General features: G+C 69.9%; 18 protein-coding genes. 9 read left to right on the top strand and 9 right to left on the bottom strand.

Annotated elements, in window-relative coordinates:
• Positions 1-43 precede the first annotated feature (43 nt).
• Together ACQPYE_RS18960 and ACQPYE_RS18955 are read right to left on the bottom strand one after the other, a co-directional pair.
• A complete protein-coding gene (locus tag ACQPYE_RS18960; RefSeq protein ID WP_498722760.1) occupies positions 44-709 on the bottom strand; it encodes a hypothetical protein in 666 nt (221 codons plus the stop codon).
• Between the two features lies 1 nt (position 710).
• Complete coding sequence (locus ACQPYE_RS18955) at positions 711-1,964, bottom strand: TRAFAC clade GTPase domain-containing protein (RefSeq protein ID WP_498722759.1); 1,254 nt, start codon at positions 1,962-1,964, stop codon at positions 711-713.
• Between the two features lie 216 nt (positions 1,965-2,180).
• On the opposite strand from ACQPYE_RS18955, the gene ACQPYE_RS18950 reads away from it, so the two are divergent.
• Positions 2,181-3,152 (top strand): hypothetical protein, encoded by a 972-nt coding sequence (locus ACQPYE_RS18950; RefSeq protein ID WP_498722758.1) that lies wholly within the window; start codon positions 2,181-2,183, stop codon positions 3,150-3,152.
• Positions 3,153-3,700: 548 nt separating this feature from the next.
• On the opposite strand, the gene ACQPYE_RS18945 is transcribed toward ACQPYE_RS18950, so the two are convergent.
• A complete protein-coding gene (locus tag ACQPYE_RS18945; protein ID WP_498722757.1) occupies positions 3,701-4,015 on the bottom strand; it encodes a hypothetical protein in 315 nt (104 codons plus the stop codon).
• Positions 4,016-4,716: 701 nt separating this feature from the next.
• Positions 4,717-5,292, bottom strand: coding sequence for a TetR/AcrR family transcriptional regulator (locus tag ACQPYE_RS18940; RefSeq protein WP_498722755.1), 576 nt, complete (start codon positions 5,290-5,292; stop codon positions 4,717-4,719).
• 109 nt (positions 5,293-5,401) lie between these two features.
• On the opposite strand from ACQPYE_RS18940, the gene ACQPYE_RS18935 reads away from it, so the two are divergent.
• Positions 5,402-6,637 carry an amidohydrolase family protein gene (locus tag ACQPYE_RS18935; protein ID WP_498722753.1) on the top strand — a complete coding sequence of 412 codons (1,236 nt, stop codon included), beginning with the start codon at positions 5,402-5,404 and terminating at the stop codon, positions 6,635-6,637.
• Between the two features lie 153 nt (positions 6,638-6,790).
• Here the strand turns inward: ACQPYE_RS18935 and ACQPYE_RS18930 are convergent, their stop codons facing one another.
• Positions 6,791-6,928, bottom strand: a complete 138-nt coding sequence (locus ACQPYE_RS18930; protein WP_498722752.1) for a hypothetical protein — start codon at positions 6,926-6,928, stop codon at positions 6,791-6,793.
• Positions 6,929-7,115: 187 nt separating this feature from the next.
• Here ACQPYE_RS18930 and ACQPYE_RS18925 point away from each other — a divergent pair, with 187 nt between their 5' ends.
• Positions 7,116-9,218, top strand: coding sequence for a PKD domain-containing protein (locus tag ACQPYE_RS18925; protein ID WP_498722750.1), 2,103 nt, complete (start codon positions 7,116-7,118; stop codon positions 9,216-9,218).
• 128 nt (positions 9,219-9,346) lie between these two features.
• Here ACQPYE_RS18925 and ACQPYE_RS18920 read toward each other — a convergent pair whose 3' ends face one another.
• Entirely contained in the window at positions 9,347-11,218 is a 1,872-nt protein-coding gene (locus tag ACQPYE_RS18920; RefSeq protein ID WP_498722748.1) for a PLP-dependent aminotransferase family protein, read from the bottom strand.
• A 981-nt stretch (positions 11,219-12,199) separates the two neighbouring features.
• Between ACQPYE_RS18920 and ACQPYE_RS18915 the strand changes: the two genes are divergently transcribed.
• Both ACQPYE_RS18915 and ACQPYE_RS18910 read left to right on the top strand, forming a co-directional pair.
• Entirely contained in the window at positions 12,200-13,393 is a 1,194-nt protein-coding gene (locus ACQPYE_RS18915) for an acyl-CoA dehydrogenase family protein (protein ID WP_498722747.1), read from the top strand.
• An 83-nt stretch (positions 13,394-13,476) separates the two neighbouring features.
• Entirely contained in the window at positions 13,477-14,481 is a 1,005-nt protein-coding gene (locus tag ACQPYE_RS18910) for an alcohol dehydrogenase catalytic domain-containing protein (RefSeq protein ID WP_498722746.1), read from the top strand.
• Positions 14,482-14,516: 35 nt separating this feature from the next.
• Here ACQPYE_RS18910 and ACQPYE_RS18905 read toward each other — a convergent pair whose 3' ends face one another.
• Together ACQPYE_RS18905 and ACQPYE_RS18900 are read right to left on the bottom strand one after the other, a co-directional pair.
• Positions 14,517-15,458 carry a Gfo/Idh/MocA family protein gene (locus tag ACQPYE_RS18905; protein WP_498722744.1) on the bottom strand — a complete coding sequence of 314 codons (942 nt, stop codon included), beginning with the start codon at positions 15,456-15,458 and terminating at the stop codon, positions 14,517-14,519.
• A gap of 2 nt (positions 15,459-15,460) precedes the next feature.
• A complete protein-coding gene (locus ACQPYE_RS18900) occupies positions 15,461-15,940 on the bottom strand; it encodes a flavin reductase family protein (protein WP_498722742.1) in 480 nt (159 codons plus the stop codon).
• Positions 15,941-16,077: 137 nt separating this feature from the next.
• Between ACQPYE_RS18900 and ACQPYE_RS18895 the strand changes: the two genes are divergently transcribed.
• Together ACQPYE_RS18895 and ACQPYE_RS18890 are read left to right on the top strand one after the other, a co-directional pair.
• Positions 16,078-16,419: an ArsR/SmtB family transcription factor gene (locus ACQPYE_RS18895; RefSeq protein ID WP_498722740.1), complete on the top strand. Its 342-nt coding sequence runs from the start codon at positions 16,078-16,080 to the stop codon at positions 16,417-16,419.
• Positions 16,420-16,687: 268 nt separating this feature from the next.
• Positions 16,688-17,683, top strand: a complete 996-nt coding sequence (locus tag ACQPYE_RS18890) for a methyltransferase (RefSeq protein WP_498722739.1) — start codon at positions 16,688-16,690, stop codon at positions 17,681-17,683.
• Between the two features lie 133 nt (positions 17,684-17,816).
• Here ACQPYE_RS18890 and ACQPYE_RS18885 read toward each other — a convergent pair whose 3' ends face one another.
• Positions 17,817-18,179: an ArsR/SmtB family transcription factor gene (locus tag ACQPYE_RS18885; protein WP_498722737.1), complete on the bottom strand. Its 363-nt coding sequence runs from the start codon at positions 18,177-18,179 to the stop codon at positions 17,817-17,819.
• A gap of 219 nt (positions 18,180-18,398) precedes the next feature.
• Here ACQPYE_RS18885 and ACQPYE_RS18880 point away from each other — a divergent pair, with 219 nt between their 5' ends.
• Together ACQPYE_RS18880 and metK are read left to right on the top strand one after the other, a co-directional pair.
• The gene (locus ACQPYE_RS18880; protein ID WP_498722736.1) at positions 18,399-19,817 is read left to right on the top strand and encodes an MFS transporter; all 1,419 of its coding nucleotides are present in this window, start codon (positions 18,399-18,401) and stop codon (positions 19,815-19,817) included.
• Between the two features lie 145 nt (positions 19,818-19,962).
• Positions 19,963-21,156: a methionine adenosyltransferase gene (gene metK / locus ACQPYE_RS18875; RefSeq protein WP_498722734.1), complete on the top strand. Its 1,194-nt coding sequence runs from the start codon at positions 19,963-19,965 to the stop codon at positions 21,154-21,156.
• Positions 21,157-21,164: the final 8 nt, after the last annotated feature.

The raw sequence follows: 21,164 nt of genomic DNA, 5'->3' as shown, positions 1-21,164 counted from the left end.
GGGAAGTCGCTCGGCCAAGGCGAACCGTTTCGCCCCCGAACGGTCAGCACGGCGGCGCAGGGATCGGTGTCGACGGTGGTGCGGTGGTCGTGCCGGTCACCCGGGTGTCGAAGGTCAGGCACGGCGGTGGCGGCCCCTGGTCGGACGAGTCGTCGGCGAGGACCCGGATGCCGATGATCGCGACGACCAGCCCGGCCAGGAGCACCAGGACGGTGTCCTGCCAACGCCGTGGACACGGGTGCTGCGGAGCCGGGGGCGGCGCGATGGTCCTCGGCTGCGCCCGCGCCAGGACGGGTGGACCCAAGTCGATCGGCGTCGACGCCTCGACGGTGAACCGCTCCTCGTCCTCCAGGAACCGGCGGTAGGTGTCGAGCGCGCCGGCCAGCGACGCGGTCATACCCGCCTCGGACGGCCGTTCGACCACCCCGTCGGGACAGACGAACCCGTACAGCAGGCGCAACGGCCTGCTGTGCTCGTCGCGCGGGTTGCCGATCTCCGCCTCGGTGGCGGTGTGCGCAGCCCAGACGACGCACAGCCACCGGCCTCCGGCGTTCCTGACCGAGGCGACCCGCACGTCCGGCACCGGACCGACTACCTCTTCCAGGAGGCCGTGGTCATCGATCAGGAACGAGGGCGCGAGCAGCACCGAGTACCCCCGGCGACGGCCTCTCGCGACCAGGAACGGCCACCCTCGATCCGGGGCCGCCACGTCAGTCCCCGCTCCGCACGCGGGACGCCGGGAGTCTGGCCTCCAACACCGCCACCTGGTGCTGGAGCGCCATCACGACCCGTCGCCTGGCCTGGACGAACCCCTCCGCCCGACGGTCGGCGTCGCCGAGCGCGGCTCCCCGCCGATCGACGCCCGGCTGCGGTTCGGTGCGCGACTCCAGGAACAGCGCCAAGGCGGCACCGCTGATCATCCCGCCGTCGATCGAGGAGACGAGCGCCTTCCCCACCCGCTGCGCCAGGAACGCGCCGAGCGTCCGCAGCGCCTCCGCCGGTCCCATCGCCGTCCGGCGCTGCGCCTCGGCCATGATCGCCCGACGGGTCGCGGTGTCCAGCGAGAGCTCCACCCGCAGCAGGACGTCCGGCACCACCGCGGACAGCGCGACCTCCACGTTGGCCGGTTGGAATCGGCCGTCCGGCTTCTTTCGGATCACACCGTGGTCGAGGAACGCGAAATCGTGCCCGACCGCGGTGACCGGGACCAGTCGCACCACGCGCCGTGCGCCGTGCGCGGCGACCAGGTCGCGGAACCCGTCGATCCCCATCAGCACGTCGCGCGCCATCCGCAGCCTGGTGTTCTCGTCCGCGTGCAGGTGGTCGAGCAGGTCCCACTTGGTGATGACGAACACCACCGGCGCGCGGGCCGTCAACAGGCAGTGCACCATGGCGCCGAGCGTGGTCTGGAGGATCGACACGGCGCGGCGGTCCCCGTCGTACGCCTGCCGGAGCTGGAAGCCGTCGATGATCCCGACCAGCGCGTCGGCCTGCTGGACGGCGGTCAGGAGTCGTTGCTGCGCGTCGGACCCCGGCGCCTCGGGGTCGGTCAGCAACTCGCCGGGGTACTCGAGGTAGCCCAGGTCGAACACGGTCGCGTCGCCGTCGCCGACGTTCGTCACAACGCTGAAGTCGAACTCCCGCATCTCCTTCCTGGTGGTGCCGCTCGGCCAGTCGTCGTCGGTGCTGGCCACCTCCCGGTACCACCGGTTCAGCTCGATCAGCTGGGCGAAGGGCACCTTCAGGTAGAAGCCGCGGTCGCCCGGCACCTGCAACCTGCGGTACAAGGCGGTGAGCAACAACGTCTTGCCCGATCCCTGCACCCCCAGCGCCACGACCCGGAACCTCGGCACCGACGGCGGGTCCGGTGGCACGCTCTCGCGGCGCGCACGCCTCCGCTTGTACAACGCGATCACCAGCAGCACCACCAATCCGAGGACCAAGATCCCCGCCACACCACCCATGGCTTCTCCCCTGTGCTCAGCCCCGCACCCGTCGACACCCGGCAATGGTCGCGCCGCGCAGCGCCCGTGACATCAGTGCCAGCCCTGATGGAATCGAGGCGCCGCCACGGCAGTGTGGTTCCCGAGGAAGCGGGCCGAGAGGGGATCACGGGCATGGGAATCCACGGGAGATCGGGAAGACGACTCGCGAGGTGGTGCGGGAGCGCCGGCTTCGCCGTGCTGCTCCTGACGGGTGGCACGCAGTCCGCCGTTGCCACGGCGGCCCCGGACGTCGGGCCGGCGGGCGACGTGTCCACCAGGTCGGCGCCCTACAACTGGGCGGTGGTGGACTACGGCGGCAACCTGGTCCGCAACAACAACGTGATCGGCTACGCGCGCCAGGGCGCCGGGCGCTACGAGATCACCTTCAACCGGGACATCGTCTACTGCTCCTGGACCGCGACCATCGCAGACCCGGGAACGGGGCTGGTCTACAACCCCGGCCTGGTGTACGCCGCGCGCAGTCGGGACAGCACGTGGGCGGTGCACGTGGAGACCCGCAACCTCGGTCAGGGGTTCCAGGACTTCCCGTTCCACCTCCAGGTGGTCTGCCCGGGCGAGAGCGACTACGCGGTGGTCACCGGCGGCGGAGTGCTGGCCCGCGGGAACAGCGCGACCGCGGTGCAGCGGTACGGACCCGGTCGGTACGAGGTGTACTTCGACAAGTACCTGACCAACTGCTCTTTCGTGGCCACCGTCGGCCGACCGTACAGCGGCGTGGACATCGTGCCGGGGCTGGTCTTCACCGCGGGCGGGCACGCGGGCGCGACAAGCGTCTACGTGGAGACCAAGAACCTCGGGTACGGGCTGCAGGACTACTCGTTCCACCTCCAGGTCCAGTGCTACGACGGCGGGTACGCCGAGTGGGGCGTGATCGACGCGGCGGGCAACGCGGTCCGCGGCAACATGATCTCCGGCTCCACCCGGCTCGGCGTCGGGCGGTACGAGGTCTACCTGCACCGCAGCGTCTACTGGTGCTCGTTCGTCGCCACCGTCGGCGACACCCGAAACGGGCTGGTGTACGGGCCTGGCCTGGTGTTCACCGCGACCGGCCACTCGACCGTCAACGCGGTGTACGTGGAGACCAAGAACATGGGCGGCGGTCTCACCGACCTGCCCTTCCACCTGCAAATCAGCAGCGGCTGCTGAGCAGGTCCGGGCCGGCGAGCAAGGCGGGGAGGTCGCGCATCCCGGTGGCGCACTGCCACGTCACCCTCGCCTCCGTCGCCCAGGCGATCTGCACCGAGCTCCGCCGCACCCCAAGCCCTCGCGCAGGGCTGATCCTCCACGCCGTCGTGCGCCACTTGGACCACTTGGCGACATTCCCGGAACCTCACGAGCGAATCGCGGCATCCGCATCTGCGCCGACTGCGCACACGACGAGGCTGCGCGGAGGCGTCCGGCGTCCGCTCTGTTCGGCCGCGTTGTGGCCGGTCGGCTACCACCTCAGGGGTTGGTGACCGGTCGGCGAACGATCGCCTTCCGGGTGCCCGTGCCGGTCTCCTCGACCCTCTGAGCCCACAGGTCTGTCAAGGAAAGGACATCATAGGACTCCACTCGGGCGGGGCCGTGAACCGGTGACCGTCACCGGTCCAGGGCTGCTTCCGGCTCGACGCGGGTGCAGCGGCGGGTGCCGGAACCCGCCCGACCTGCTGCGAGACCTACCGGTCGACCGCTGCACCCGCAGCCTTGTCCGATCAGTACCGTCGTTCGCACTCGTACCCCGTGACGGTGGTCCCGACAGCATGACCGTTCGCGCACCAGTAGTGCCAGCTGGCGAACTCGGGTTGGATGATCAACGGATCCGGAAGAATGACGGGACTCCTCCACCCGCACCCGTTGGCCCTGACGGTCGGCAGATCCTCGTCATCCACCTGGTCGCAGACGAAGACATCGGGCCGGTGGACGCTGTGGGCCGATGCCGACAGCGGCACGGCTACGACCGCCGCGAGCGTGGCAGCCAGCACGACGGCCCGGCAGGCGATCCGGCCAATCGATCGGTGTGCGGTCACTGTTCCTCCTTGGTGGTGATGACAGGTGTCCGAGGCAGGCTCGGCCCGTCGCCGAACGCGCCCACCCCAAGCACAGCAAGCCCGCCGAGCGTCCACCACCTCCTCAGCGCGGACACCATCCGTTCGCATGACGGCAACCATCCGCCCGGGTAGGCCCGGACTGTTAAACATGATTGAGCGGACGGGCTGAGCTTCCCCGGCAGTCCGGAGTCTTACCCATCCTGAGGGTGTCGGGGACCTTGTTGGTGGAGTTCGGCCTGCATTCGACCACAGAAAGACTCCGTCATCGCATTGTCGAAAACAGTCACCGATCGAAGCGTCTGACCGGACTCGAACACTGGAACGCCAGCAACGTCCCGGCTTTGGTGAGCACGGGCCGCGCCACCAGGGGGCTGCCTACGGGGATGATGCGGTTGCCCATGCGGCCCGACGTCTGTCGCGTGCGCCCGGTGGTCGTGGTGAAGCGCTCCTCGGTCAGCCGGTGCGGGCGAGGTCGAGGGGCGGCGCGGGTCGACCTGCGGGTGGCGTGACGACCGCGGCAGTGGACCCGGTGGGTGTTCGTGGTCGACGTGGCAGGTGTCGGCTGTCGCTTCGGGGTTCCATGCTCCGCAGTCCGCGACCGGCCCCAGGACACCGCCGAGGTGCTGGTGCGGCAACTCCACGCCCGAGGGCACGACAGCGACCCGGCGCGACGGAGGGCTTCACACTTCGCGCCATCCCTGTTCCAGCAGGTCGAAGACGACGTCGAGAGCGGCACGCGGGTCGGGCTCCGTGCCGGCGAGGTCCGGGACCATCAGGACGTAGCGGGCAAGGGCCCGGATGTCCATGTCGCCCGCTGACCTGCCGCACTCGGCGGCGATGGTCTCCGCGAGCACGTCCTGACCGCGAAGCCACAGTTTGAGCTGGTAGCCGCGCAACGCGGGGGTGGTGACGATCAGCTCGGTCTTGCGGCGGAACTCCACCGAGGTGTCGCTCCGGAACGGCCCGCGGCCCGCGAGGAACTCCCGCAGCGCTCGCAGGATCGTCTGCCCGGCCGGGCGATCACGAACGGCGGCGACCAAGGCGGCGGCGCGTTCGGCGCCGTCGTCGAAGATCAGGGATTCCTTGCCGTCCGGGAAGTGGCTGAACACGGTGCCCAGGGCCGCGTCGGCGGCCGCGGCGATCTCGGCCACGGTCACGTTGTCGTACCCGCGCTCCAGGAAGAGCGTCATCGCCGCCTGTGCGAGCGCTTGACGCGTCTGCGCCTTCTTGCGCTCCCTGCGCCCCACCGTCTCCACGGCAAGAAGCATAGAGCACCTAGAACAGCCCCAAAGTTGAAGTCGTTCTAAGTTTGATATGGTTCTAGTACGGCCGCCACGGTGGCGGGGAGTCGACGACAGGAGTGACATGAGGACTGCGATCACCAACGCGCGCGTGTTCGACGGCGAGCGGGTGCTGGACGCCGACACCGTCGTGATCGACGGCGGCACCATCACCTCGGTCGGCGCCGTCGCTCCGCCGGGAAGCGAGATCGTCGACGCTCGAGGCGGCACCCTGCTGCCGGGACTGTTCGACGCCCACGTGCACACCAGCGAGGAGGCACTGGCACTGGCGTTGCGGTTCGGGGTCACCACGGAACTGGAGATGCAGGGCGTCCACACCAAGCCCAACCGGACGCACATCACCTCCGACGACGGTCTCGCCGACGTCCGATCAGCGGGCTTCGGGATCACGCCGCCCGGTGGCCATCCCAGCGAACTGTTCCCCGAGGGCTTCCGCCCCGGTGGTGGACGCCGCCCCGTCGGAGAGATCGTCCAACCCTTCTCGACCACACCGGAACAAGCAGCCGGCTTCATCCCACGACTGGTCGAGACCGGGTCCGACTACATCAAGTTCATGATCGACGACGGCAGCGTCGAGGGCCACCCCGGTCTGCCGACGCTCGACCGGGCAACCGTGACCGCAGGCGTCGCGGAAGCCCACAGGCACGGCATGCTCACCGTCGCCCACACCCTCACCGTCGAGGCGACCAGGATGGCGATCGACGCGGGCATCGACGGGCTGGTCCACCTGTTCATGGACCAACCGCACACCGACGAGCTCGTCGACCTCATCGCGGCCTCCGGTGTCTTCGTCGTGCCCTGCGTGGTGCTCAACGCGTCCATGATGGGCATCACCGGTGACACCCTCGCCGACGACGCGCGTGTGTCCTCACGCCTCGACGCCGCCTGGAACGAGACCCTCCGCAGCAGCTTCAACCGCTATCCGCGAGGCAGGCTCGACGACGTGCTCCGCTCCGTCGGGGCGCTGCACCAGGCAGGCGTCGACCTCCTCGTCGGCACGGACGCCTCGATGCCGCTGCCGTTCCTCGGCGGCCTGGCCCACGGCGCCAGCGTCCACCAAGAACTGCAGCACCTCGTCCAGGCGGGCCTCTCCCCCACCGACGCGCTGGCAGCAGCAACCTCGACTCCCGCACGTCGGTTCAGCCTCGACGACCGCGGGCGCATCGCCGAGGGCAAGCGCGCCGACCTCCTCCTGGTGGACGGTGATCCGACGACGACGATCTCCGACACCCTCAACACCCGCGAAGTCTGGCGTCGCGGCACTCGCCTCGGCGCGGCCAACCCGACCTCCGTTGCCTAGTGCGCTGACCTGCGGGGTGCCGGAAGTCGGCCGCACCCGGCTGTCGACTACCGGCGGTGTTCCGGCACTGCCGCAGGAACGTGACGGTCGAGATCCGACGTCGGACCAGCCGGGGCAAGTCGAACAACCAGGACTCAGGCACCACCCGAGCTGTCACTGTTCCGCGGGCTTGCCTCGCGTCGGATGCGGTCCGCCACCCAGCATCGGTTCGGCGACGGAGAACAACTGGAACTCGCCGAGCTCCTTCTGGTTCATGAACGGGGGAACCCGTCCCTGGTACAGCCCGCGCACCGAGGGACGACACCCACCTTCGGTCGGCCTGCCCGCTGCGCCGGCACCTGCGCGGACCAGTCGTGTGCGGTGATGTGCGGCCCCGTCCAGCCGAGATCACGACGGAAAGTCACTCGCCGGAATGGCCCAGTAACCAATCAGTGAGGAGTCACGATTTCTCATTACTCGAGCGAAGGGGCACGAGGACATGAGACCGAGGCACCTGACCGGGGTGGCGGCGTTAGCCGTCACCATCCTGATCACCAGTCAGATCCAGGCCCAGGCCACCGACGGCAACCTGCCCGGTGGCACCAGCATCTCCGTGGACATCACCAGTCCGGCACCGAACACCGTCGTGCCGCAGGGGCCGGTCACGGTCACCGGCACAGCTTCCGTCGGCACCGGAGTCGCGGTCAAGGACACCGCGCTGACCTATGTCGTGGACGTCTCCGGCAGCACCGCGGGCGCTTGCGCCGGCGGGGACATCCTGTCCTGCGAGCGCGCCGCGGTGGCCAATCTCAACGCCGTCGCAGCGGCGCCGAACACCGTGGTCGGCAGCGTGGGCGCGGTCGTGTTCGGCTCCTCCGCCGCGACCGTGGACGTGGGCCCGGCTGCGGGCGACCAGTTGCTGACCACGCCGGAGGGCGACGCCAACGGCAACGGCACGCGTGACGTGGAAGAGGCCGTCGGTTCGGCCGTCCAGGGTGGCGTGAGCCTGTTCACCGCCAGGGGTGTCGGCACCGGCACCACCTTCATACCCGCCGTGCAGTCGGCGACCACGGTCACCGAGGCCCAGACCCAGGCCCGCAAGGTCGTGCTGTTCCTGTCCGACGGCTTCGCCTCGGGCGACGTCACCGGCGTCGCGGGCGCGGTGCCCGCCAACGTCGACTACTTCACCTTCGCCGTCGGCCCCGGCTCGGCCTGCAACGGCGGCAACTACAACGCCAGCCTCCAGGCCATCGCCGACCTCACCGGTGGCACCTGCACCGCGGTGCCCGACCCGGCGAGCCTGCCGAACGTGGTGCCCGGCGTGATCGCCTCGCAGCTGACCGACCTGACGCTGAGCGTGAACAACGGCGCGCCCGCGCAGATCACCGACATCACCCCCGCCCTGCCGGAGACCGGCCCGGCCTCGGTCACCTACACGGCGTCCACCGCTCCCCTGTCCTCCGGCACGCACCAGCTGTGCGTGACCGCTCACGGCACCGACGGCGGCGGGGCGGGCTCGGTGATCGAGTGCACCACGGTCATCGTCAACGACCCGCCGGTGGTCGGCGCCGGCGGACCCTACTCGGGTCAGGAAGGCACTCCCGTCGCCCTGGCCGGCACGGTCGTCGACCCTGATGGCCCGTCCCTGGCCGTGCAGTGGAGCGCGACCCCGCTGTCCGGTGTCGACCCCGGCACCACGTGCGCGTTCTCCGCGCCCACGTCGCTGAACACCACCGTCACCTGCAACGACGACGGCACGTGGACGTTGACCCTGAAGGCGAACGACAGCCTGCACCCGGATGTGGTGGCCACGACCACGCTGACGCTGGCCAACGTCGCCCCGCAGGTGAGCATCTCGTCGCCGGCGAACGGCGTCCAAGTGCTGCGCAACACCCCTGTCACGGTCACCGCGCCGTTCACCGACATCGCCACGCACGACACGCACACGTGCACCGTGGACTTCGCCGACGGCACGCCCGTGGTGAACGGCAGCGTGGCTCAGGGCGCGGGTTCGGGCACCTGCACCGCCGCGCACTCCTACACCGGGGTCGGTTCGCACAACGTGCTGGTGACGGTCACGGACGACGACGGTGGTTCAGCCACGGCCGTGGTGACGATCGTGTCGTACGTGCGAGCGGAGGCGTGGTCGCTCAGCGCTTCCGGCCTGATCAACGTCGCCAAGACACCGCACGCGACCTGCCCGCCGTCGTCGGACAGGACCACGGCGTCGGTCACCGTGCTCGGGCTGGCCTCGGTGCAGGCGCTGCACGCCGACTGCTACCTGAACACCACGACGGGTCGCACCGACGCGGGCGCCGAGGTGTCCAGCGCGAGCCTGCTGGGCGGTGCGATCACCGTGTCCGACATCGAGACCAACTGCGTGGCGAACGAACAGGGTCTGTCCGGCTCGTCGCGCGTCGGCACGCTGAACGGCCAGCCGATCGGCACGGCGCCCCTGACGATCGGCGTGCCCGGTGTGGCGACGGTCCACCTGAACCAGACGGTGGTCGGGCCCAACGGCCAACTCGCGCAGCACGCCGTGCGCGTGGTCACCCTGCTGGGCCAGGAGATCGTGCTGTCCGGTTGCCGGATGGGCTTCTGAGCCGGTGACCCGCCGGACCCCGACCGCTCTCCGCAGGCGGTCGGGGTCCGGCGCGTGGCAGATCGACGGTGGTCGTGTCTCCAGGAACTCCGGGCTCCGGGCTCCGGGCTCCGGGCTCCGGGCTCCGATCACTGGAACCCGCGGCCGATGACGGGCACCAGCGCCAGGGGCCGCACGTCGGTGGCGAAGGTCGACGCGCCCGCCGGTCGTTCGGGTCGGGGTAGTGGTTCGGGGCGGTCGAAGGCGCCTTCCGCGAACAGGTCCTCGATGAACAGGTCGACCTTCTCCTCGGTGACCGACGGCATGGCGAAGACGTGCGCGTAGTGGCGCAGCTCGCCGGAGTTCATCTGCATCGGTTGGCAGGACAGGGACCACTTCTCGATGACGCGGTCCTCGGGTTGGCGGAAGCGCACGGTCAGGGCCATCGGGCTGCGGTCGACGTGCAGGCCGCCCTCGGGGAGCCTGTCCTCCCGGTCGAGCCGGTCCTCCAGTTCGCGCAGCGAGCTCTCCAGGTACCGGGTGACGCGCAGCGCGCGCACCGCCTCGGCCGCGTGCTCGCGGATGGACTTGGACGCCAGGTGGTTCCACAGCACCAGGGGTGACAGGCCGTTGCGCGACCCGGCGAACGTGGTGTCGGGTGAACCGGTGTAGGCCGGTTTCACCGGTGGCTCGACCCGGAACTTGTTCTTGGTCATGAACACCCCGCACGGCCAGGGCGCACCGGGCCACTTGTGCCCGCTCATCACCAGGGAGCTGACCACGTCGACGCCGTGGACCTCCAAGCCGAAGTCGAACTCGGGGATCTTGCCCTTGATCTCCCGGCGCAGCCCGATGGCCAGGTCGCTGCCGCGCTCCTCGGCCGCCGCGATCCGCAGGAACGGCATGAACCCCGCGCCGAGCGCGCCGTCGACGTGCACCCAGAAGCCCCGCCGGCGATCGGTGCGCCCCGGCTCGAACTCGATGTCGCGCTCCAGCAGGCCGTGTTCCGCGAAGATCGGGACGAGCCGGCCGGCGACCTTCTCGACGTTGTCGTACGCGCCCTTGAAGGTGGTGCCGAAGTTGAGCAGCAACAGGATCGGGTGCCCGCGTTCGGCGAAGAACCGGACGAGCTGCTCCAGCTTGTCCACGTCGATCTCGCCGCTGCCGTCCGCCCCGCCCTTGGACGGCACCTCCATCGGCCACTCGTCGGCGATGGGGCACTGCCCGGGGTGCTCCCGCCTGCCGATCGCCGCGAAGGTGTCGATCGACAGCGTCCGGACCGCCCTGATCACCGAGTAGTGGGTGTCCTCGGAGTAGAACGCCACCGGCCGGTAGGCGTTGCCCCGCACCGGCGCGCCCGTACCGCCACCGGCCGCCGCCGACGTGGGCTCCGCGGCCTGCACGTACATCATCTGCGACATCGGCCCCTCGCCTCCGTCGCCCGGTTCGGTGATCAGCTTCTTGCCCGACAGGTAGTCGCGGGCGGCGGCGAACGCGTAGAGGTTGCCCTCGGTGGAGCCCATCGTCAGCACGTAACCCCAGTAGCTGTCGGGGTTGTCGGCGTCGTAGGGCCACACCGCCCGCCAGAGCGACGCGTAGTGGTCGAGGACCGCGCGTTCCACGATCTTGGTGTTGAGCTTGTAGTTGCCCTGCTGGAACGGGTCGCCGACGTTGTTGAGGTGGAACTCCAGGAACCGGCCCAGGTCCTGCTGGTACCGGCCCATGTCCTGGTTGCCCTGGAACCCCACCATGGTCTCGTGCCTGCCGACCAGGTAGGTCTCCAGCCGGTTGAGGGCTCGCTTGCGCTGCTGGGCGCTCAACCCCTCGGCGGGGATCTCGAACTCCCCGATCTCCAGCTCGGGGTCGCTCGGGTAGACCTCCCTCGGGTCCTGGGCCGGCCCCGCGATGACCGACGCGCGCCCGTCGCCCAGCCCGGCCGAGGCCACCAACGTGGACCACGTCGCGTCGTCCGGCCCGTAGGGGAAATCGCGGGGGTTCCGCTCCGTCGCGCGCCCGGTCATACGTCGCTCCTCGACCCCGTGGACCGCCCACGCCGGTCCGCCTCGTGGGCTGGAGCGTGCCACCGACCGATCCGCGAGCCGTACCTCGATCCGCTGCGTTCGCCGGTCCGTGGTCGATGTTCACCCCGTTGGCGGCAGCGGCCGTTCACCGACCGTCCACAACGGTCTGCCGGTGACAGGACGTCCCGCTCGTCAGAGCCGGATGAGGAGCTTGAGGGCTTCGCACCGGTCCATCGCCCGGTAACCGTCGAGACTCTGTCCCAGGTGATGGGGAGGTCGAGAACCCTGCCCGCGTCGACTGCGCCGTCCAGCACGACGGGCAGTCCGTCGATGCGGGCGCGCACCGGCGTGGGATGGCAGCCACTCGCGCGGGTCCTGGTCGGTTGACGCCTGTGCCGGGCCTCGCGTTCGGCGGTCGACCCGACCCCGGGACGATCCCACCGCGGTCGTTCCCGGCTCTGTTCAGGGATGGACACGGCTGTGGGCGGCGGGGTACGAGGCACATGTCCGGCACGGGCGGAGGCGTTTTCGCATATTCGTACTCGACCATAATAATTGGCCTGCCCGTTCGGACCCGCACGCGACCGGGCCGGGCACGGCACCGGGCGACGATCGCCACGACGGAGGCGGCTATTCCGCGAAGGTGGAATTCTTCACCCGTCTTCGGGGTACCGCAGAAGATCGGTCAAAGGTTTCTAAGTGCCCACCTCCGCAGGTACGCTCCGACAGGGGGCACATCTTTTCCGGGGTTGCCGGGCATCACCGGCAATAGGTAGCGCGCCCGGTTGGCCTATCGACAAGTAGGCCGCTTTCGCCCTGCGGTAAACGCAGGAACTAATCGGTGCCGGTAATCGAAATTTATGGTGACCTGGATCACATGCGCATCGGAACACCGGTCGGTACTCTGTACGAAAGTACGCCTGTTTGCGTAGTGTTGAACTGTCTGTTGTGCGCGGCTGTCATCCACCGGAGGAGAACCACGTGCCACAAGGGAACGAGCTGTTACGCACCTCGACCGTGTCGGACGAGCGGGAGACCTGGCTCCGCCGCCTCGAAGCGGTCGAGCCGCTGATCCGGGAGAACCGCGCGAAGGCGGACGAGGAGCGGGTCACCCCGCCGGAGGTCGTCGACGCGCTGCGCCAGGCGGGCATCCACCGCATGTGGGTGTCGGAGGAATTCGGCGGTGGGCAGGTGAGCATCGCCACCGGGTCCGCGGTGATCCAGGCGCTGGCCCGCCTGGACGCCTCGGTGGCCTGGCAGATGGGGGTGCAGGGGGCCATCGGCCGGTTGTCGGACTACCTGCCCGAGCCGACGTCGCGCAAGCTGTTCAAGGACCACTCCGGCCTGGTCGTCGGCGGGGTGAACCCGACCGGCGCGGCCGAGGTCGTCGACGGCGGGTTCCGGTTGAGCGGCCAGTGGGCCTTCGCCAGCGGGTACGCGCACGCGGACTGGCTGGTCTGCGCGGCCGTGGTGACGGAGAACGGCACCGCGCGCACCGCGGCGTACGGTCGCGAGACGCGGATGCTGTTCATCCCGAAGGCCGAGAGCCGACTGCTCGACACCTGGCACACCCTCGGCTTGCGCGGCACGGGGAGCAATCACTACACGGTCGCGGAGACGTTCGTCCCGGAGGAGTTCACCGTTCCGGTCGCCGACATGCACACGGCGCCGCGGGCACGGGCGTCACGGGCGTACGCCGTCAGCTACTACGACTTCGGGCCGTTCACCTCGGCTTCGACCGCGCTCGGGATCGCGCAGGACGCGCTGGCGTCGTTCCGCGAGCTGGCGGTCGGCAAGACGCCCGCGGCGGCCACGACGACGCTTGCCGCGAGCCACACCGCGCAGGAGAAGTTCGGCCGCGCCCAGATGCTCGTCCGCTCGGCCGAGGCGCTCCTGGCCGATGCCGCGCGCGAGACCGTCGAGCACGGCACGGACGGCGGCAACGCGTTGAGCGCGCTGGTGCGCGCCACGGCCGCCTCGGTCGCCGAGAACTCGATCGCCGCAGTCGACCTGCTGTACCGGCTCGCCGGTTCGAGCTCGCTCTACACGACGAGCCGGTTGGAACGCGCCTTCCGGGACGTCCACTCCGCGACGAAACACGTGACCCTGTCGTCGTCGCACTTCGAAACCGTCGGTCAATACCTCCTGGGTGGACCGCTCCAGATGCGCCGTTGATCGCGTGAGGATGATGGGGAAATCCGATGGAGATGATGAAGGCGTTACAATTGATAGCACCGCGCAAGGTCATGTTGTCCGACATGCCGATTCCGGAGGCGCCGCACGACGGGCTCTTGATGAAAACGCGGTGCGTGTCGATCTGCTCGACGGACATCTCGTTCTTCGAAGGCCATCTGTTCCCCTCGGAGTACCCGATCGTGCTGGGGCACGAATACCTCGGCGAGGTCGTGCAGACCGGGTCGGGGCTGATCGGGAACCGGGTGTCGCTGGGCGACCGGATCGTCTACTGGGGACAGACGGATTTCGGCGGCTTCGCCGAGTACCGGACGTTGCGGCCGATCTTCTCCGGCGAGGTGGTCGAGGACGTGTTCGCGGCCGACCGGAACTTCTTCGATGACCGGCGCGCCGCCGCGGTCCGCGTGCCGGAGTCGATCGACGACCTGGAGGCGTCGTTCATCGAGCCCACCACGGGCGCCCTGCGCGCGATCCTCACCCACCCGCCGCAGGTGGGCGACCGTGTCCTGATCCTGGGCAGCGGGCCGATCGGGGTGATCGCGGGGAGCATCATCAAGCGGCTGTTCGCGCCGAACTCGGTCGTGTCCATGGACGCGAACCCGATGCGGAACCGGTTCGCGCAGGAGCACTTCTCCGAGCGGGCCTACCTGCCCGAAGAGCTGCGCGAGGAGGTGCCGGAGAGCACGTTCGACTACGTCTTCGACGCGCTGCCGACGATCATGGGCGGCGACGAGGACCGGGACCCCCGGCGGCTGGCCATGCGGGCGCTGCGGCCCAGGGGTCGCTACGTGCTCTACGGCGCCTCGCAGGAGATGCAGAAGTTCGACACGTGGCTGATGCTGGCCAAGGGTCTCAACATCAGCTCCGCGCCGTTCGACGTGACCAGTTTCCCCATGCACAAGACCGCCAACGTTATCGCGTCCGCCATGCAGATGCTCCAGACCGGTGTGGTGGACGGGCGGCGGCTCCTGTCCGCGGTGTGCAAGTTCTCCGACTACGAGTCGCTGGTGGACGTGCTGGAGAACTACCGCGGCACGACCCACCTGAAGACGATCGTCGACTTCAGGTGATCGTCCTTCCGGGCACGACGGTGTGCCCGGAAGGCTCACGACCCCAGTTCGGCCAGCACTCGTGAGGTGGTGACGATCTCCGCCGTCGTGGGCATCTCCCACGACGGCTCACCGCGCAGTTGGGCCAGGAACGCGGTGACGGCGTCGCCCGCGGCCGGGCCGGGGTGGCACGACACCTCTCCCCCGGAGCCGGCGCGGCGGGCGAGCAGCCTGCCGCCGTCCACGGTGAGCGACCCCTCGGCTCCTTCGAAGTGCAGGTGCAGCCCTCCCGGCCGGGAGGTCCAGCCCGCGTGCACCGACACCGGCACACCACCCCAGTCGATCAGCGCCACACCACCCACGTCCAAAGCGAGGTCCGGCACGTGTCGCACCGTCAACGACGAGGCCCGCAGCGGCACGTCCGGGCACAACCACACCAGCAGATCGAGCAGGTGGACGCCCAGGTCGGCGAACCCACCGACGGCGCCCCACCGCCGGTCGAGCATCCACCCGGCGGGACCGGTGAACAGGCCGCCGGGGTGGGTGAACCGCACGTGCGCCGAGGACAGCTCGCCGCAGAACCGCTCGGTCAGCAGCGCGCGCACCCGCCGCAGCGCGGGCGCGCACCGCAGGAACATCGCCGTCGTCACGGGCGCACGTCCCACGTCCACGAGGGCCGCGAGGCTCCGGGTGGCGAGGTCGTCGGCGCCCAACGGCTTCTCGACGAGCGCGGGCACCTCCGCGGCCACGACGCCGGGCAGCAGTCGGGCGTGCCCGGCCGTGGTGGAGGCCACGATCACCGCGTCGGCGAGGGCCAGCGCCTCGTCCAGGTCGACCGCGGGCACGCCGGGCAGCGAAGTCCACCACCGCTCGTCGCCGTGGTGCGCCGCGACGAGCTCGACGCGGCCGTCACGGCGCAGGGCGTCCAGGTGGTCGGCCAGGTGGACGTGCGCCGTGCCGAGGAGCGCGACCTTCAACGCCGCGGCGTGCAACGCCACGCCTACAGCGCCTGGACGCGGGCGAACCCGCGGTTCCAGTACGCCAGGGGCACGTCGTCCGCCGCGTGCGTCGCCTCGACCAGCCCGATGAGGATGCTGTGGTCGCCCGCGTCGACGAGCTGGTGGGTGGAGCAGGCCAGCCGGGCGGACGCCTCCAGCAAGCCGGGCAGACCGAGTTCGCACGTCACCGTGTCCTGCGCGGCGAACCGGTCGACGCCGGACTTCGCGAACCGCCGGGCCAGGTCGGCCTGCTCCTGCGACAGCACGTTCACCATGAACCGCCCGGCGGAGCGGAACGCGGTGTGCGTGCTCGCGGTCTTGGCCAGGCACACCAGGACGAGCGGCGGGGTCAGCGACACGGAGCAGAACGCGCTGCCGGTGAATCCCCAGCGCCGGCCGGTGTCGTCCGCGGTGGTGACCACCGCGACCGGTCCGAGGACTCTCGACAGCGCGCGGGTGAACTCGACGGGTCCGACGGGCACCGGGAACCTCCTGGGCATCGAGGCCGGATAGTACGACTAAATGCGTACAGTTGGATAGTACGGCACTCCACGGCTTCGCGCAGGGGATCAGTACGAAAGTTCGCGTTCTTGCGTAACTTATGCCTTAGCCTGGGACTATGGCGTACAACCACCACCCGGAGCGGGAGCAGATCAGGCTGGACCACGTCCTCACCGCCCTCGGCAACCCGATGCGGCTGGCCGTCGTCCGCAGACTGGCCTCGGGTGGCGAGCACCCGTGCGGCACGGTGCTCAGCAAGGAGATCTCGAAGTCCACGTTGACCCACCACTGGCGCGTGCTGCGCGATAGCGGGGTCATCTGGCAGCGGCCGTCGGGGCGGGAGAACCTGCTGTCGCTGCGTCGGAGCGACCTGGACGCGCGCTTCCCCGGCCTGCTCGACGCCGTGCTCAACGGGGTGAGCGTCGACCCGGAGGTCGTCGAGGAGTACGCCTCCCGCTGACGTGACGGGGTGCGGCATGCCGAACCACCCGGCGGGTGGTTCGGCACCCGTAGTCGCACCCGCACCCACCTATCGCCGGACCCGTTCTTCATGTACGTATATACGCGTACATAGATACAGTGGTCGAGGGAATCCTCGTCCTCGCCACTGCGAGAGCCGATCGTCACGGCCCGGTGCGGCAGGACCTCTTCGCGCGGGCATCGCGGTATCCGGGACACCGGAGACTCTGGAGGATTCGATGACATCGCCCGTCTCTCCCACTCCTCTCATGGACCTCACGCTGGGGGTGTACGCCTTCAAGGCACTCGCCCTGGCGACCGAGCTCGGGGTGTTCACCGAACTGGCCGACGGGGGCGGCACCACGCTGGCGGAGTTCGCCACGCGGCACGGGATCGACGAGCGCCCCGCGGAGCTCCTGCTCACCGCCTGCGTCTCGCTGGACCTGCTCGACCTCGACGACGAGGGCCGCTTCACCAACACCGCCCTGTCCGAGGAGTACCTGGACAAGAACAAGTCGAGGTATTTCGGCGGGTGGGTCACCCTGGTCGACAAGCACGAGTACCCGGCGTACCTGGAGATGGAGACCTCACTGCGGGGCAACCACCCGAGCACCTGGAACGTGGAGACCCAGAAGTCGCTGTTCGAGCCCAACGACCCGGTGGTCAAGGAGCACTTCTGGGACGCGATGCACTCGCTGTCGGTCTACACCGCCGCACAGCTGGCGAAGGCCATCGACTTCAGCGAGATCAAGTCCCTGCTGGACGTCGGCGGCGGCGGTGCGGCCTACGACATCGAGCTGTGCCGGCACCACCCGCACCTCAAGGCGACGGTCTTCGACCTGCCGTTCGTCTGCGAGCTGACCAGGCCGCGCGTGGCCGCGGCGGGGCTGTCGGACCGGATCGACTTCGCCAGCGGCGACTTCTTCGAGGTCGGCGGCGTCCCGGAGGGCCATGACGCGATCCTGCTCTCCAACATCCTGCACGACTGGGGCATCGAGGACGCGCGCAAGATCCTGCGCGCCTGCGCCGAGGCCCTGCCGGTCGGCGGTGTCCTGCTCGTCACCGAGTCCTTCGTGGACGACGACAAGCGTGGGCCCGCGCCCGCCGCGTTGATGAGCTTGAACATGCTGGTGGAGACCTGGGGGCGGAACTACACCGTCGCGGAGTACGGGGAGTGGATGGTGGAGTTCGGGCTCAAGCCCGAAGGCGTCACGCCGTTCGACGGCCAGGGCGCGAACGGCGTCCTGGTAGCCCGCAAGGTCTGACGCGCCACCGTTCCCGTGGGCCCCGTCGACTCGGCGGCGGGCTCCACGAGAACGGGCGTGCCGCCACCGGTGACGGAGTCGCGAGGCGACGCCGCGCGGGTCGTGCGGTGGGGTCGGCGACGGGCGGTCGCGCTCAGCCCTTGCCCACGGCCGACACCGGCTCGCCGACCGGCCAGGCGTCACCATCCACGGCGAAGCCCGCGAGGATGGCGTCGAGCAGGCCGGGGTAGCGCTCGTCGAGGTCTTCCCGGCGCAGGGTGACCAGGTTCTCCCGCCCGGAGGGCCGCTGCCAGATGACGCCGCTCTCGCGCAGGACGCGCCAGTGCCGCGTCATGGTCGACTTCGACGTCACGCCGAGCGCGGTGAGGATGCTGCCGCAGTTGTACTCGCCGCCGTTGTCGATCGCCCGGACGACGGCGATCCGCAGCGGGTTCCCCAGTGCCGCCAAGACGTTCTCGACCCTGATCTGGTCACGGGTCGGGTGGAGAAACCTCACGTTCCCACTGTAACCGGGAAAACGATGATCCGCGACCCGCGCGGGGTGGCCCGCTTGCCAAACCGTACGACAGTACGCAACTATACGTACAAACGTACTGCGGCAGGTCCGGCAGCTCGTCGACCGGTCAGCTCTACGGCAGGAATCCGAGAAGGGCACCTTTCTATGTCCACGTCACTCGCACCGCATGGAGCGTCTTCGAGCGGTGCACCGCCGCGGTTGGGCTGGGTACTGGGACTACTCGCACTGGCGCAACTGATCTACGGTCTCGACCTCAACATCGTGTACGTCGCGCTGCCGGACATCGGCGCGGACCTCGGCTTCCCCGGTCAGACGCAGCAGTTGGTGGTGAGCGCCTACGTCGTCTTCGCGGGCGGCTTCCTGCTGCTCGGCGGACGCGCCGCCGACCTGCTCGGGCGGCGGCGGATCTTCGTGCTCGCGCTGGCGCTCTACGCCGTCTCGTCGCTGGCGGGCGGACTGGCGGGCAACTCCGTCGTGATCATCATCGCCCGGGCCGTCCAGGGCATCGGCGGCGCGCTGCTGCTGCCGTCCACGCTGGCGCTGATCAACACGCTCTTCGAGGAAGGCCCCAAGCGGAACAAGGCGCTGGCGGTCTGGGGCGGCGCCGGCGCCAGCGGCCTGACCATCGGCGCGCTGCTCGGCGGCGTGCTCACCGAGAACCTGACCTGGCGCTCGGTGTTCTTCGTCAACGTCCCGCTCGCGGGCCTCGTCGCACTGGCCGCCCTGTTCGTCATCCCGCGCGACCTGGCGGGCACCGGGCGGCGCAAGTTCGACCTCGGCGGCGCGCTCACCGCCACGGCCGGCGTGACGCTGCTCGTCTTCGCCCTCGTCCAAGGGCCGGAACTGGGCTGGGGCGATCCGGTGGTGCTCGGCGCCCTGGTGCTCGCCGTGGTGCTGCTGGGCGTCTTCGCGCTCATCGAGCTGCGCAGCCCTGACCCGCTGATGCCCTTCCGCCTGTTCCGCAACCGCGACCTCAGCGTCGGCATCACGGTGATCTTCATCTACATGGCGACGTTCGGCGTGCTGCCGTACTTCCTGACCATCCTCATGCAGGGCGTGCACGGCTACACCGCGCTGCAGACCGGTCTCGCGTTCCTCATACCGTCCATCGCCATCGCCACCGGCACCCAGGTGGGCGAGCGCTTGACCAACCGCGTCGGCACCCGCACCACGCTGGTGATCGGCCACGCCATCGGTGTGGTCGGCACGGTCGGGCTCGCCTTCGGGTTCAGCGCTGACGCGGGCTACCTGCAACTGGTGCCGGGACTCGTGGTCTCCGGCGTCGGCCAGGGCATCATCTGGACGTCGATGTGGATCGCCGCCGCGATGGGCACCGCGGCGCACGAACAGGGTGTCGCCAACGGCATCGCCTCCACGACCCTGAACATCGGCAACGCCATCGGCTTGGCCGTGTTCACCGTGATCGCCACGGCCGCCGCCCTCGCGGCGTCATCCGGAGGGGCTCCCCCGGACACCGCCGCGACCGCCGACGGCGAGTTCGTCGTCGTGCTCCTGACCGCGGCGGGCATGGTCGTCGGTCTGCTGACCTCGCTCCTGCTGCGGAAGGTCGCCGCACCCCCAGCGGTGGCCACGCCCGCGGCGGCGCAGGTCGACTGACCGGACCCCCGCCGCACGACTCCGCCCCCGGAGCGACACAGCGCCCGGGGGCGGAGTCCTGACGGGCCGGCACCGCCGACCCACTCGTCGAACGCCGCCCGGCGCCGCCCGCGAACACCCGGGTCCCCCGTACGAGAGGACAGTCATGACGAGCCGGCTCTTCACGTCCGAATCGGTGACCGAAGGCCACCCGGACAAGATCTGCGACGCGATCAGCGACACCGTCCTGGACGCCCTGCTGGCCGAGGACCCCGCGGCGCGCGTCGCGGTGGAGACCCTGGTGACGACGGGCCAGGTCCACGTCGTGGGCGAGGTCACCACCAGCGCGTACGTGGACATCCCCGGCCTGGTCCGGGACAAGGTCGTCGAGATCGGTTACGACTCGTCGGCCAAGGGGTTCGACGGCCGCTCCTGCGGCGTGAACGTGGCCATCGGCGCGCAGTCGCCCGACATCGCCCGAGGCGTGGACACCGCCTACGAGGCACGCGGCGACGCCGCCGAGGACGTGATCGGCCGCCAAGGCGCGGGCGACCAGGGCCTGATGTTCGGCTACGCCTGCGTCGACACCCCCGAGCTGATGCCGTTGCCGATCGCGCTGGCCCACGGCCTCGCCCGCCGGCTGACGGCGGTGCGCAAGCAGGGCGTCGTCCCCTACCTGCGGCCCGACGGCAAGACGCAGGTGACCGTCGAGTACGTCGACGACCGGCCCGTGCGGCTCGACACCGTCGTGGTGTCCAGCCAGCACGCCGACGGCATCGACGTGGAGCGCATGCTCGCGGTCGACATCCGCGAGCACGTCGTGCTGCCCGTGCTCGCGGGGCTGGACATCGACACCTCCGACGTGCGGCTGCTGGTCAACCCGACCGGCCGGTTCGTCATCGGCGGCCCGATGGGCGACGCCGGCCTGACCGGTCGCAAGATCATCGTCGACACCTACGGCGGCATGGCCCGCCACGGCGGCGGCGCGTTCTCCGGCAAGGATCCCTCCAAAGTGGACCGCTCGGCGGCGTACGCGATGAGGTGGGTGGCCAAGAACGTCGTCGCGGCGGGCCTGGCGCAGCGGATCGAGGTCCAGGTCGCCTACGCGATCGGCACCGCCAACCCGGTCGGCCTGTTCGTGGAGACCTTCGGCACGGAGACGGTCGACCCCGCGCGCATCCGGCGGGCCGTCACGGAGGTGTTCGACCTGCGCCCGGCGGCGATCATCCGTGACCTGGACCTGCGACGCCCGATCTACGCGCCGGTCGCCGCGTACGGCCACTTCGGCCGGACCGACGTCGACCTGCCGTGGGAGCGCGTGGACCGGGCCGACGCCCTCAAGCAGGCCGCGACCGAGTGACCGACTCC

The sequence above is a fragment of the Actinosynnema sp. CA-299493 genome (genome assembly GCF_050946825.1).
Taxonomy (GTDB): Bacteria; Actinomycetota; Actinomycetes; order Mycobacteriales; family Pseudonocardiaceae; genus Actinosynnema.
The sequence above is the reverse complement of the archived record's forward strand: the minus strand, read 5'-3'. Positions and strand labels throughout refer to the sequence as shown.

What these genes read in the sequence shown, in the direction of transcription:
- ACQPYE_RS18895 (WP_498722740.1), top strand. Translation starts at nt 16,078, where the DNA reads ATGGCGTACAACCACCACCCGGAGCGGGAGCAGATCAGGCTGGACCAC.
- metK (WP_498722734.1), top strand. Translation starts at nt 19,963, where the DNA reads ATGACGAGCCGGCTCTTCACGTCCGAATCGGTGACCGAAGGCCACCCG.
- ACQPYE_RS18910 (WP_498722746.1), top strand. Translation starts at nt 13,477, where the DNA reads ATGCCGATTCCGGAGGCGCCGCACGACGGGCTCTTGATGAAAACGCGG.
- ACQPYE_RS18920 (WP_498722748.1), bottom strand. Translation starts at nt 11,218, where the DNA reads ATGACCGGGCGCGCGACGGAGCGGAACCCCCGCGATTTCCCCTACGGG.
- ACQPYE_RS18925 (WP_498722750.1), top strand. Translation starts at nt 7,116, where the DNA reads ATGAGACCGAGGCACCTGACCGGGGTGGCGGCGTTAGCCGTCACCATC.
- ACQPYE_RS18890 (WP_498722739.1), top strand. Translation starts at nt 16,688, where the DNA reads ATGGACCTCACGCTGGGGGTGTACGCCTTCAAGGCACTCGCCCTGGCG.
- ACQPYE_RS18935 (WP_498722753.1), top strand. Translation starts at nt 5,402, where the DNA reads ATGAGGACTGCGATCACCAACGCGCGCGTGTTCGACGGCGAGCGGGTG.
- ACQPYE_RS18955 (WP_498722759.1), bottom strand. Translation starts at nt 1,964, where the DNA reads ATGGGTGGTGTGGCGGGGATCTTGGTCCTCGGATTGGTGGTGCTGCTG.